The 12,924-nt window shown below is 61.2% G+C and carries 14 protein-coding genes and 1 tRNA gene; 2 read left to right on the top strand and 13 right to left on the bottom strand.

Going from position 1 to position 12,924, the window contains the following annotated elements; genetic code table 11:
- Window positions 1-138 precede the first annotated feature (138 nt).
- The 11 genes from pheS to P0D80_RS37875 form a co-directional block, all read right to left on the bottom strand.
- A complete protein-coding gene (gene pheS, locus P0D80_RS37925; RefSeq protein WP_007181117.1) occupies window positions 139-1,152 on the bottom strand; it encodes a phenylalanine--tRNA ligase subunit alpha in 1,014 nt (337 codons plus the stop codon).
- 158 nt (window positions 1,153-1,310) lie between these two features.
- A complete protein-coding gene (gene rplT / locus P0D80_RS37920) occupies window positions 1,311-1,670 on the bottom strand; it encodes a 50S ribosomal protein L20 (protein ID WP_006052502.1) in 360 nt (119 codons plus the stop codon).
- A 29-nt stretch (window positions 1,671-1,699) separates the two neighbouring features.
- Complete coding sequence (gene rpmI / locus P0D80_RS37915) at window positions 1,700-1,897, bottom strand: 50S ribosomal protein L35 (protein ID WP_028200199.1); 198 nt, start codon at window positions 1,895-1,897, stop codon at window positions 1,700-1,702.
- Window positions 1,898-2,144: 247 nt separating this feature from the next.
- Entirely contained in the window at window positions 2,145-2,669 is a 525-nt protein-coding gene (gene infC / locus P0D80_RS37910; protein WP_074263967.1) for a translation initiation factor IF-3, read from the bottom strand.
- A 48-nt stretch (window positions 2,670-2,717) separates the two neighbouring features.
- A complete protein-coding gene (gene thrS, locus P0D80_RS37905) occupies window positions 2,718-4,625 on the bottom strand; it encodes a threonine--tRNA ligase (RefSeq protein WP_408291476.1) in 1,908 nt (635 codons plus the stop codon).
- Window positions 4,626-4,876: 251 nt separating this feature from the next.
- A tRNA-Val gene (locus P0D80_RS37900) sits at window positions 4,877-4,953 on the bottom strand.
- Between the two features lie 119 nt (window positions 4,954-5,072).
- The gene (locus P0D80_RS37895; RefSeq protein ID WP_408180050.1) at window positions 5,073-7,316 is read right to left on the bottom strand and encodes a RelA/SpoT family protein; all 2,244 of its coding nucleotides are present in this window, start codon (window positions 7,314-7,316) and stop codon (window positions 5,073-5,075) included.
- 57 nt (window positions 7,317-7,373) lie between these two features.
- On the bottom strand, window positions 7,374-7,727 hold the full coding sequence (locus P0D80_RS37890; protein WP_132373696.1) for a RidA family protein: 354 nt from the start codon (window positions 7,725-7,727) through the stop codon (window positions 7,374-7,376).
- Between the two features lie 83 nt (window positions 7,728-7,810).
- On the bottom strand, window positions 7,811-8,725 hold the full coding sequence (locus tag P0D80_RS37885) for an alpha/beta fold hydrolase (RefSeq protein WP_408180048.1): 915 nt from the start codon (window positions 8,723-8,725) through the stop codon (window positions 7,811-7,813).
- A 286-nt stretch (window positions 8,726-9,011) separates the two neighbouring features.
- The gene (locus P0D80_RS37880) at window positions 9,012-9,653 is read right to left on the bottom strand and encodes a CoA transferase subunit B (protein ID WP_132373694.1); all 642 of its coding nucleotides are present in this window, start codon (window positions 9,651-9,653) and stop codon (window positions 9,012-9,014) included.
- 2 nt (window positions 9,654-9,655) lie between these two features.
- On the bottom strand, window positions 9,656-10,360 hold the full coding sequence (locus P0D80_RS37875; protein ID WP_028200192.1) for a CoA transferase subunit A: 705 nt from the start codon (window positions 10,358-10,360) through the stop codon (window positions 9,656-9,658).
- A 244-nt stretch (window positions 10,361-10,604) separates the two neighbouring features.
- Between P0D80_RS37875 and P0D80_RS37870 the strand changes: the two genes are divergently transcribed.
- The gene (locus P0D80_RS37870; RefSeq protein ID WP_132373693.1) at window positions 10,605-11,150 is read left to right on the top strand and encodes a LuxR C-terminal-related transcriptional regulator; all 546 of its coding nucleotides are present in this window, start codon (window positions 10,605-10,607) and stop codon (window positions 11,148-11,150) included.
- A 45-nt stretch (window positions 11,151-11,195) separates the two neighbouring features.
- On the opposite strand, the gene P0D80_RS37865 is transcribed toward P0D80_RS37870, so the two are convergent.
- Window positions 11,196-11,627, bottom strand: a complete 432-nt coding sequence (locus P0D80_RS37865) for an acyl-CoA thioesterase (RefSeq protein WP_132373692.1) — start codon at window positions 11,625-11,627, stop codon at window positions 11,196-11,198.
- A 186-nt stretch (window positions 11,628-11,813) separates the two neighbouring features.
- The gene (locus P0D80_RS37860; protein ID WP_132373691.1) at window positions 11,814-12,590 is read right to left on the bottom strand and encodes an SDR family oxidoreductase; all 777 of its coding nucleotides are present in this window, start codon (window positions 12,588-12,590) and stop codon (window positions 11,814-11,816) included.
- A 187-nt stretch (window positions 12,591-12,777) separates the two neighbouring features.
- Here P0D80_RS37860 and P0D80_RS37855 point away from each other — a divergent pair.
- Window positions 12,778-12,924, top strand: a 147-nt coding sequence (locus P0D80_RS37855; RefSeq protein ID WP_408157570.1) for an FAD-dependent oxidoreductase, incomplete at its 3' end; no start/stop codon positions are given.

Below are 12,924 nucleotides of genomic sequence, written 5' to 3'. Positions count from 1 at the left end.
TCAGGTTAGGTCCACGTCCGGCAGTGCCTGGCGTGACTCGGTGTTCGTGAGAATCGCCGGTCACTGCCGGGGACGCTGTGGCGGCATGCACTGCGTGCCTTGCCGCGCTCAATGCTTGACGCGTTCGTACGCGCCGGTTCAGGCGAATTGACGCAGGAACCGCAGGTCGTTTTCGAAGAACAGACGCAGGTCTTGCACGCCGTAACGCAACATGGTGAGCCGCTCGAGGCCGCTGCCGAAAGCAAAACCGATGTAACGCTCCGGGTCGAGGCCCATGTTGCGGATCACCGTGGGGTGAACTTGGCCCGAGCCCGAAATTTCGAGCCACTTGCCGGCGTTCTTGCCCGTTTCGAACAGCATGTCGATCTCGGCCGACGGTTCGGTGAACGGAAAATACGACGGACGGAAGCGCACGAGAATGTCGTCGCGCTCGAAGAATTTCTTGAGGAAGTCGGTGTAGACGCCCTTCAGATCCGCGAAGCTGATGTTCTCGTCGATCCACAGGCCTTCGACCTGGTTGAACATCGGCGAATGCGTCGCGTCGCTGTCCACACGGTAGGTGCGGCCCGGCACGATTACCTTGATAGGCGGCGTATTGGTGCGCGCGTAGCGAACCTGCATCGGGCTGGTATGCGTGCGCAGCAGCAGTTGGCGGCCGTCGGCATCTTTGCCGTCGACGTAGAAGGTGTCCTGCATGGAACGCGCCGGATGATTTTCCGGGCTGTTCAGCGAGGTGAAGTTGTACCAGTCGGTTTCGATTTCGGGGCCGTCGGCCACGTCGAATCCGATCGTGCGGAAAATTTGTTCGACGCGCTCCCACGTACGCATTACCGGGTGCAGACTGCCTGCGCCGGTGCCGCGGCCCGGCAGCGTGACGTCGATGGCTTCAGCGGCGAGGCGTTGATTCAGCAGCGCGTCGGCGAGCGCCTGACGGCGGGCCGTCAATGCGGCTTCCACTTGTTGCTTGACGAGGTTGATCCGTGCGCCTTCGGTCTTGCGCGTTTCGGGATCGAGTTTGCCAAGGCCCTTCAATAGCTCGGTCAGCGCACCCGATTTGCCGAGAAAGCGTGCTTTCTCGTTCTCGAGGGTGGTGACGTCGGAGGCTTCTGCGAAGGCTTTTTGCGCGTCGGCGACAATCTGGTCCAGATCCATTGATCCCATCATTTCAACGTCAGTGTTCAATCGAAGCAAAACTGGTTCCACCAACAAAAACGGGGCTCGGTGAGGAGCCCCGTTTTTGCTGCAACGTCACCGAGACTACCGGATCTTCGCTGCAACGAACCACGCAGTGTTAATTGCCAAAAGCGCAATCAGGCTGCAACGGCGGCTTTCACCTGCTGAACGATCGCAGCAAAAGCAGCCTTGTCGAACACAGCCATGTCGGCCAGCACCTTGCGGTCGAGTTCGATCGAAGCCTTCTTCAGGCCGTTGATGAACACGCTGTACGTCATGTCGTGCTGACGCACCGCCGCGTTGATACGCGTGATCCACAATGCACGGAACACACGCTTCTTGTTGCGGCGATCGCGGTAGGCGTATTGGCCTGCGCGCATGACCGCCTGCTTGGCGATGCGATAGACGTTATTGCGACGGCCGCGGTAACCCTTGGCCAGCTTGATGATCTTCTTGTGACGGGCCCGTGCGGTAACCCCACGTTTTACTCGAGGCATGTTTCGCTCCTATGAGTTTCGGTTAAGGGTTAAGCGAACGGCAGCATTGCGCGCACGGAGTTCATATCTGCTTCATGAACTGCCGTCGAACCGCGCAAATGGCGTTTGTTCTTGGTGGTCTTCTTGGTAAGAATGTGGCGCTTGAAGGCTTGACCGCGCTTGACGGTACCGCCCGGACGCACCACGAAGCGCTTTGCAGCACTCTTCTTGGTCTTCATCTTCGGCATGACAACTCCATTATTTGATGGATATGGGTGTGCGGTCGGCCATTTGGCCATTACCCGCCCTTCGAAACCCACTCCACTTGGTATGCAGACCGCCTGAACCGCCGGCAGCCGCTTTTCGGGAAACGACGCGCATTGTACACACGTCGTTCCGAAACCTGCTGACACCGCACCGGACACCCGGCGCCGCATCATTTCAATCTTTCACAACCGGAGCGCGCACCACATGGCGCGCCACCGCTCCAGCCGGTTACTTCTTTTTCTTCGGAGCGAGCACCATGATCATCTGGCGCCCTTCCATTTTCGGCATCTGCTCGACCTGACCAACTTCGTCGAGATCCGTGCGCAGGCGCTCGAGCATGCGCATACCGATTTCCTGGTGAGCCATTTCGCGGCCGCGGAAACGCAACGTGATTTTCGTCTTGTCGCCGTCGTCGAGGAAGCGGATGAGGTTGCGCAGCTTGACGTTGTAGTCGCCGTCGTCCGTGCCCGGGCGGAATTTGACTTCCTTGACCTGAACGATCTTCTGCTTCAGCTTGGCCTCGTGTTGCTTCTTCGCTTCCGAGTACTTGAACTTGCCGTAGTCCATCAAGCGGCAAACCGGCGGAACCGCTTGCGGAGCGATTTCGACCAGATCCACGTCTTGCTGTTCCGACATGCGGAACGCATCAGCGAGTTTCACGATGCCGAGTGGTTCGTTCTCGACGCCGACCAGACGCACCTCGGGTGCCGTAATTTCACCGTTGATGCGGTGCGCAGACTTATCAGTAGCGATGTTACGTTTCCTCTAAAAATTAAAAAACGAGCCGGGCTGCCAAGTGGCTCAATTGAACGACTGCACGTCCTGGCGCAGACGCTCAATGAAAGTGTCGGGAGGCATTACACCCAGATCGACACCACCACGGGCACGCACGGCTACCGTTTGGGCTTCACGCTCTTTGTCGCCGACCACAAGCAGGTACGGCACCTTTTCCAGCGTGTGCTCGCGTATTTTATAGCTAATCTTCTCGTTGCGCAAATCGGCCTCTACTCTAACCCCTTGTTTTTGCAACGATTGGGCTAAAGATTTCGCATATTCGGCCTGACTTTCCGCGATATTCATCACGACGACCTGCATCGGCGCAAGCCATGCGGGCATTGCACCGGCGTGGTGCTCGATCAGAATGCCGAGGAATCGCTCCATTGATCCGACGATTGCCCGATGCAGCATGATCGGACGGCGGCGGCTGTTGTCTTCGGCGACGTATTCGGCGCCCAGACGCTCCGGCAGCACCATATCAAGCTGCAACGTGCCGCATTGCCACGAGCGGCCAAGCGCGTCCTTGATGTGGTATTCGACCTTCGGGCCATAGAATGCCCCCTCGCCCGCCAACTCTTCCCACGTCACGCCGCAGGCCGTCAGCGCCTCGCGCAGACCCTGCTCCGCGCGATCCCACGTCTCGTCCGTACCGGCGCGCGCGTCCGGGCGCAGCGACAGCTTGATCTCGACATTGTCGAAGCCGAAGTCCTTGTAGACGCTCATCGCCAGCGTATTGAACGCGATCGATTCGCTGATGAACTGGTCTTCGGTACAGAAAATGTGCGCGTCGTCCTGCACGAAACCGCGCACGCGCATCAGCCCATGCAACGCACCCGACGATTCATTGCGGTGGCACGAGCCGAATTCAGCGTAGCGCAGCGGCAGATCGCGATACGAGCGCAGACCGTGGTTGAACACCTGCACGTGACCCGGGCAGTTCATCGGCTTGATCGCGTAGTCGCGCTTTTCCGATTCCGTCGTGAACATGTTTTCACGATAGTTCTGCCAGTGGCCCGACGCTTCCCAGAGCGAACGGTCCATGATCATCGGCGTCTTGATTTCGAGGTAGCCCGCGTCGTTCACGCGACGGCGCATGTATTGCTCGACCTGCTGCCACAGCGTCCAGCCGCGCGGATGCCAGAACACCATGCCCGGCGACTCGTCCTGCATGTGGAACAGATCGAGTTGCTTGCCGAGCTTGCGGTGGTCGCGCTTCTCCGCCTCTTCGAGCATGTGCAGATACGCTTCCTGGTCTTCTTTCTTCGTCCAGGCCGTACCGTAGATGCGCTGCAATTGTTCGTTCTTCGAATCGCCGCGCCAGTACGCGCCCGCGACCTTCATCAGCTTGAAGACCTTCAGCTTGCCGGTGGACGGCACGTGCGGGCCGCGGCACAGATCCGTGAAGCCGCCGTGCGAGTACAGCTTGATTTCGTCGGTGGCGGGAATCGATTCGATGATCTCGGCCTTGTACTTTTCGCCGATGCTCTTGAAGTAGTCCACCGCTTCGTCGCGCGACACCACGCGGCGCGAAACCGGCTCGTCTTTCCTCGCGAGTTCCTGCATGCGCTTTTCGATCTTCTCGAGATCTTCCGGCGTGAAGGGACGGTTATACGCGAAGTCGTAGTAAAAGCCGTTGTCGATGACCGGGCCGATCGTGACCTGCGCTTCCGGATACAGATCCTTCACCGCGTACGCGAGCAAGTGAGCCGTGGAGTGGCGGATGATATCGAGGCCGTCTGCATCTTTCTCGGTGACGATGGCGAGCGCCACGTCGCGGTCGATCAGCGCGGACGTATCGACCAGCTCACCATCGATCTTGCCGCCGAGCGCGGCTTTCGCGAGGCCGGGGCCGATCGAGGCGGCCACTTCGGCGACCGTCACCGGATGCTCGTACTGTCGAACAGAACCGTCAGGCAGACGTATCGAAACCATTGCGTTCTCCGTGGTGCCGACCGGCGGCGGCACATACAACCATCAAATAAGCCAAAAAAAATGCGGCCCCACTTTCGAGGGGCCGCATTCACATTTCCTGCAAACTACATTGGCGAAAGTGGTCCTCGACTAGCGTCGCTCCGAAGTGGTTTCGGTCAACGTTCGCGGTGTCATAACCGTATTCGCCTTTTGCGCCAAAGGCGCTTGCTGCAGCTTGCGAAACCCCGGTAAAACCGGAATTTCTCTTTCGTTGGTAGGCTCGATTGGACTCGAACCAACGACCCCCACCATGTCAAGGTGGTGCTCTAACCAGCTGAGCTACGAGCCTGAAGAAACGAGATTATATGGAGCCCCACACTGCTTGGCAAGTACTTTTATGCACCGACTTTAAATTTCTACTCACGTCCAGCGGATACGTCGACGGGCCATGCGCGCGTCGCACACGCATCAACTCTTGCGTGAAGCGCGCACCACCCCTGTGACCTCGCCGAGCAACGTGCACGCGCGCTGAATCTGCGCCGCACTCGACACCTCGACGGTAAATTGCATGAACGCAGCGTTACGGCGCGTCTGCGTCTTCACGCCGATCACATTCATCTTTTCGCGCGCGAACACTTCGGAAATATCGCGCAGCAAACCCTGCCGATCCGTTGCGTCGATCGAAAGATCGACGGGATAAACCGACTGGCCGCGGCCGCTCATCACCTCCGCCGACCAAGCCGTTTGCAACACGCGCTCCGGCGCCCGGTCGGCCATGCGCAGGAACGTCGGGCAATCGCTGCGGTGAATCGACATGCCTTTACCGCGCGTGACAAAGCCGCAGATATCGTCGGGCGGCGCAGGCCGGCAACAGCGCGCGAGTTGCGTGAGCAACGCATCGACACCGACCACCAGCACACCCGTGGACGCGCCGCGCGCCACGCTCGCGCCGCTGCTACGCTTCTCGAATTGCTCCGGCGCTTCGACCACGGGTTCCGGCGGCGGCGCATCGTGCAGCGCCTGCTCGACGAGCCGCAAACTGAATTCTTCCTTGCCCACTACCGAGAAAAGATCGTCGGTAGTCTTGAAGCCGAGCTTGGCCGCAAGCTGATCGAGATTGACCGAGGTCTTGCCTTCGCGCTGCAAGGTCTTTTCGACCATCGCGCGGCCGCTCGCGATATGTTCCTGCACTTCGACCGCGTTGAACCACGCGCGCACCTTCTGCCGCGCGCGCGGACTTTGCAGATAGCCGAGTTGCGGGTTGAGCCAGTCGCGCGACGGCCCACCCTCCTTCACCGCGACGATCTCGACTGTCTGACCGTTTTGCAAAGGCGTGTTGAGCGGCACCATCGCACCGTCGACGCGCGCGCCACGGCAACGGTGTCCCAACTCGCTGTGCAAGTGATAAGCAAAATCCACGGGCGTCGCGCCATGCGGCAACGGAATCACCCGCGCCTGCGGCGTCAGCACATAGATGTGGTCGTCGTCGAGTGTGGCCTGGCGCAGTTGCTCCCACGGCTGCGCCGCGCGCTTCTCGCCATGCTCGCCCTCGGAGACTTCGTCTTTCCACGCGAGCAGTTGACGCAGCCACGCGATTTTCTCGTCGTACTTCTCGTTGGCGGCGAACTGGCCGCCGTAACCACGCGTGCCGGCTTCCTTGTAGCGCCAATGCGCAGCCACGCCGTATTCGGCGAACTGATGCATTTCCTGCGTACGGATCTGCACTTCGAACGCGCGGCCGTCGTCGCCGATCACCACCGTGTGCAGCGACTTGTAGCCATTCGGCTTCGGCCGCGAGATGTAATCGTCGAACTCTTTCGGCACCGGCTGCCACAGGTTGTGCACGATGCCAAGCACCGTGTAGCAATCCTTGATGTCCGGCACGATCACCCGAAATGCACGCACGTCATAGAGCTCGGCGAAGTCCAGCTCCTTGCCGCGCATCTTGCGCCAGATGCTGTAGATGTGTTTCGGCCGGCCGCTCACTTCAGCGCGAATATGCGCCGCGGCCAATTCCTTTTGCAAGCGTTCGATAGCCTGCGCGACATAGCTCTCGCGCTCGACGCGTTTCTCGTCGAGCAGCTTGGCAATGCGCTTATAAGTAACCGGCTCTTCGAAGCGCAGCGCGAGATCCTCGAGCTCCCACTTCAACTGCCAGATGCCCAGACGGTTGGCGAGCGGCGCATAGATATCGAGCGTCTCGCGCGCCACGTCCGGTGAAGGCGTGATTTTCGCCGCCGCGTAGTAACGCAGCGATTGCAGGCGCGACGCAAGCCGGATCAGCACCACCCGAATATCCTGAGCGAAGGCGAGCAGCATCTTGCGCAACGCCTCGACCTGCGCGCGGCGCGCAGCTTGCGCATCGCGGCCGGCTTCGGGCATGGCGTTCTGCGCGGCACGCAAGCTCACGGTGCCGAGACGCAACAACTTGCGCACGTCGCCGACCAGTTGCGCGACTTCTTCGCCGAAGTTGTCGGCGATCACGCGCTCCGGGTCCTGCAGATGCGGCGTCAACGCAAACAACGCCGCCGCCAGTACCGCCGGCGGATCGACGTTGAGCGTGCGCATGATCGACGCCGTACCCGCCGCGTGATCCGCCAGCATTTCGCCCGACGACAGCCGCACCTCGCCCGCATGTTCGCGCACGAACGCCATCGCTTCATCGAAAGAAGGAAGGGGGTTCGGCGTGCTCGTAACAGTTTCGGTATTCATGGTGCGACGGCCCACCGGGCCAGACGATTCAACGGAATTTCAACAACACGTGCCCGCTTAGCTGCGCTGTGCAGCGACCACGCAGATTTCGACCAGGCACTTCGGATTGGCGAGCTTCGCTTCGACGGTAGCGCGCGGCGGCGTGGCGCCTTGCGCGACCCACTCGTCCCACACGGCGTTCATGTCGGCGAAATGCACCATGTCCGCGATGTAGATCTGCACCGACAGCAAATGCGACTTGTCGCTGTTCACTTCGCCCAGCAGACGGTCGATGTGGCCGAGCACTTCGCGCGTCTGACCCGTGATGTCCTGATCCGCGTCTTCGGCGATCTGGCCCGCGAGGTACACGGTGCCGTTGTGCACGGCGATTTCCGAGAGGCGCTTGCCGACGTGGTGACGAATGACTGCCATGACGAATCCTGAGTTGGTTTGAAAATTGATCGGAGATGCGTTCCGCATCGGGCCCCGTCAAGGACGCGGCGCGGAACTGCATATTATGACGCGTCGGCGGCTGGTCCGATAAAGAACTGCCTAGCGATGTTGATCTGATCGGCCGACAAAAACGCCGGCGCATGCCCAACGCCTGGGATTTCCGCACTCGACACCGCGCGCCCGGTCTCGACCATCTTCGCGACGGTTTCACGCGAGAGCAGATCGGATAGCTCGCCGCGCACCACCAGCACCGGCCCCTGGAACGACGCCAGCGAATGCCACAGCGCGGCCTCGCCGAGTTTGGACGCTTCCTCGGTGGCCGCGGTAAAGGGCTGCGCGATACGCGGGTCGTAACGAAACAGCCACTTGCCGCCCTGCTCGTGCAGAAGCGGCGTGTTGATCTCGCGCCACTCGTCCGGCGTGAGCGGGCCGAAAGTCTGCGCGAGCAAGGCCGCGTAGTCGATGCCTTGCTGCAGTGTTTCAAACTGCACCGGCTTGCCGAGATAGTCGCCGATGCGCTGCACCGCGGCCGGCTCCAGATGCGGACCGACATCGTTCAACAACATCTTGCGGATCGGCGTTTCCGGCAGACCGGCGAGCCCAAGCCCAATCAGGCCGCCCATCGACGTGCCGAACCAGTCGACTGTTTCGACATTCAGCCGCGCGATCAGCGTGACCATGTCGGCGACGTATTGCGGCACCATGTACAAGTTGGGGTTGGCCAGCCACGATGACAAGCCCCGCCCCGCGACATCCGGACACACCACGCGGTAAGTGCCGGCAAATTCCTCCGCGAGGCGGTCGAAATCGCGCCCTGAGCGAGTCAAGCCGTGCACGCACAGCAGCACGCGCGGATTGGCCGGGTCGCCCCACTCGGTGTAGGCGATGCGGTGCAAGCCACCGGCGCTCGCGCACTGCACGTAGCGTTGACGCGGCGCGAGCCGCCCGGCGGTGGAAGCCGACGTGATTTCGGTCATCTGGGTTCCTTGCAAAAGCGCTGCGGATTTGGCTTGGACACAGCAGGGATCGATATGCGTCCAATCTTCAAACGATTGTAAACCGCTTTGCCGCGCGGCAAGAGTCGGCCGAAAGGCATAGGACGCATCTGAACGAAGTGCTCCGCAGAAAACAAAACGGGCGAGACTCACGCCTCGCCCGCCTCGGAACCGCCTTGCGGCCGCCTGCAGCTCACACCAGCCGGATCGGCCACACATCGGCCTCAACCAGCCTCAAACCGCTTCAGACGGCCTCACTGCACGCCATTTAACTCACTGCGCTCACATCGAGCGGCGCGCCCGTCTTCGCCTTGATTTCGTCGACGCTCACGCCCGGCGCCAATTCGGTCACCTTCAGCCCGTCGTCCGTGACGTCAATCACGCCGAGATCCGTAATGATCTGATCGACCACGCCCACGCCCGTAAGCGGCAGCGTGCATTCTTCGAGGATCTTGTGCTGGTCGCCCTTCGCGACGTGCTCCATCAGCACGACCACGCGCTTGACGCCCGCGACCAGATCCATCGCGCCGCCCATGCCCTTGATCATCTTGCCCGGGATCATCCAGTTGGCCAGATCGCCCTTCTTGCTGATCTGCATCGCGCCGAGAATCGCCAGATTGATGTGGCCGCCGCGAATCATCGCGAACGAATCCGCCGACGAAAAAATCGACGAGCCCGGCAGCGTGGTCACCGTCTGCTTGCCGGCGTTGATGAGGTCGGCGTCCACTTCCTCTTCGGTCGGCGACGGGCCGATGCCGAGCAAGCCGTTTTCCGACTGGAGCCACACTTCGACGCCCGGCGGCACGTGATTGGCCACCAGCGTCGGCAGGCCGATGCCGAGGTTCACATAAAAGCCGTCCTGCAATTCCTTCGCCGCGCGCGCGGCCATTTCGTCACGAGTCCATGCCATGATCAGTCTCCTTTCGCGCGGACGACGCGTTGTTCGATGCGTTTTTCCGGATGCGCATTCAACACGATGCGCTGCACGAAGATGCCAGGCGTATGGATCGCGTCCGGATCGAGTTCGCCCACTTCGACAATTTCCTCGACCTCGGCCACGGTGATCTTGCCGGCCATCGCGCACATCGGATTGAAGTTGCGCGCGGTGCGGCGATAGATCAGGTTGCCCGATTTGTCGGCCTTCCACGCCTTCACCAACGCGACGTCGGCCGTCAGCGAGTGTTCGAGCACGTAGTGGTTTTCGCCGAACTGGCGGGTTTCCTTACCTTCGGCAATCAGCGTGCCGTAGCCGGTATTGGTGAAGAACGCCGGAATGCCCGAACCGCCCGCGCGCAGCTTCTCGGCGAGCGTGCCTTGCGGCGTGAATTCGAGTTCGAGTTCGCCGGCCAGATACTGGCGCTCGAACTCCTTGTTCTCGCCGACATACGACGAGATCATCTTCTTGACCTGGCGTGTTTCGAGCAGCAGACCAAGGCCGAAGCCGTCGACGCCGGCATTGTTGCTGATGCAGGTGATGCCCTGCACCTTCGAATCGCGCAGTGCGCCGATCAGCGCCTCCGGAATGCCGCACAGCCCGAAGCCGCCGACGGCAAACGTCTGCCCGTCCTTGACGATGTCTTTCAGCGCCTCGGCGGCGCCTGGATAGACCTTGTTCATCAGTATGTCCCTTCCTTTATGGAAACCCGAATTCGGATCGTTGCGGCTGGTATGACGTTGCGCGAGCCTGAGCCCGACACGTCATTCTAGTCATCCCCGGCGGGCTGTGCGCCCAGGTTTCCCTGCGCATCGTGCAAATGCCCGCCGCGGACAGCTTCGCCGCGTTGTCATGTGCTCGAAAGAGTACGCTGGGCGCGCCATGCGGCACAATACGCAAAAATACATAAGTACTTGCCGCCAGCCCATGCCCGCACTGGATTACCAAACCGCGTTCCACCTCGCTCCGATCGGACTCGTGCTGTCGCGCGAAAGGATTATCGAAGACTGTAATGACGAGCTCGCGTCGATTTTCGGCTGCACGCGCGAATCGCTGCTCGGCCAGTCGTTCCAGGTGCTGTATCCGTCGACGGACGAATTCGAGCGGATCGGCGCGCGGATTCCGCCGATCATGACGGCGCAAGGCAGCTACGCGGACGACCGCATCATGAAGCGGGCCAACGGGGAATTGTTCTGGTGCCACGTGACGGGCCGCGCGCAGGAACGCGCCGACCCGCACGCCGCGGGCGTCTGGACCTTCGAGGACTTGAGCGCGACGCGCCGCGTGGCGGTCGAACTGACGCCGCGCGAACGCGAAATCGCCGCGCAACTGGTGACGGGGAAAACCAGCAAGCAGATTGGCCGCGTGCTGGATATCAGCCCGCGTACGGTCGATGTCTACCGGGCGCGGCTGATGCGCAAATACGATACGGGGAACGCGACGGAGCTATTGCAGCGCCTGCTCGGGCATTGAAGCCGCCGCCAGGCAAGCACGCGGGACTCGCCTATCTATCGCCGCTCAGGCCGCCTTGACCAGCGCGGCACGCTCGATGGTTTCGCGCAGCATGTCCGGCACGGGGACCGACTTGCCGGCCGCGTAATCGATCCATACGCAGCGCGCGGCGCCGCGCGCATAGACGGTGTTGGGATCGTCGGCGCGCACCAGCTCGAAACCCGTGTCGAAGCTGCTGCGGCCGGGCGTGGCCACCGTCATCCGGCCGATCACGTCGCCGGGATAATGCAGTTGCTTGAGAAACTCCATCGACGCATTGACGATCACCGGCCCTTGGCCGTCGGCGTTGCTGCCGGCCAGCCCCAGCTGTTCGAACCAGGAAATCCGCACCTGCTCCATGTAGCGGAAATAGACCGTGTTGTTCACATGGCCGAAGGCGTCCATGTCGCCCCAGCGGATCGGCATCGACATCTCGAAAACTGCGTGAAAATCGCTCATCGTACTTCTTTATCGGATTGAAACCAGGTTGAAGCCGGCGCGTGACCCGGCGTAGAGACAAACATCAACATAGCGCGCGCCTTCAGGCGCAGGAAAGGCCGGAGCGCGTAAAACAGTTTCTTCGAACGGACGCTAATCCGGCGGGCACGACCTAAAACCGCGAGCGCCGGCTGCGCCGTCTTGCGCTCAGGAGAGCCCGAATCCGTCGTCGGCGGCAATCACCGAGCCGTTGATGAACTGCGATTCGTCGGCGGCCAGCAGCAGCAGGAGTCCGTCCAGATCCTCCGGTTTGCCGACGCGGTGACGCGGCAGCATCGACACGAGCTTCTGCCCTTGCTCCGTCGACCAGTGATGGTGGTTGATCTCCGTGTCGATATAGCCCGGGCAGATCGCGTTCACGTTGATGCCGTGTTTGCCCCACTCCAGCGCCATGGCTTTCGTCATATGCACGACAGCCGCCTTGCTGATCGAATACAGGCCGATCTGCGGCAGCACGCGCAAGCCGGCCATCGACGCGATATTGATGATCCGGTACGACGGTTTCTGCGCGTTGTTGCCGCGCATGATCATGCGTTTAGCGACTTCCTGGGCGACGAAGAACGCGCCGCGCGTGTTGGTATCGAACACGTATTCGAAGTCGGCGGGGGTGACCTCCGAGAGCTTCTGCGTGGTCGACACGCCCGAATTGTTCACAAGGATGTCGATCGTGCCGGCCTCGGTTTCCGCATGGGCGACGGCCGACTTGATGCTCTGGTAGTCGGTCACGTCGAGCGAAACGACGTGCGCCGCGCCGCCGGACGCCTCGATCTCGGCGCGCAATTCCTTCAGACGCTCGGTCCGCCGGCTCGCCAGCACGACCTTGGCGCCCGCCTGCGACAACACTTGAGCAAAGCGCTTTCCCAACCCGCTCGAGGCGCCGGTGATCAGCGCGACCTTGCCTTCCAGATTGATCGAACGGCCCATTGTCGTTCCTTGTTCGGTTGTTGTTACAGATGCGGTTGACGGGTGCGGTAAGACCGTCACTACGGGTCATACCGTATCATAACAATAGAACGATCGTGCTAATCTGTGCTCATCTGGTTGCAGTGCGGGTGTGCATCGCCCACAATACGAACCCGAAAAAAGCATTCTAACGGTAAGAGGAGCATCAATGACCCCCGCAAGTCTCATTGAGCAATACGGTCCACGCGAGTCGATGGAATACGACGTCGTGATCGTCGGCGGCGGCCCGGCTGGCCTGTCCGCGGCGATCCGCCTGAAGCAGCTGGCGGCGGAAAAAGGCGTCGAGCTTGGCGTG

Source organism: Paraburkholderia sp. RL17-373-BIF-A, from assembly GCF_046030175.1.
In the GTDB taxonomy this organism is placed as follows: Bacteria; Pseudomonadota; Gammaproteobacteria; order Burkholderiales; family Burkholderiaceae; genus Paraburkholderia.
This window is presented reverse-complemented; position numbering and strand designations above follow the sequence as displayed.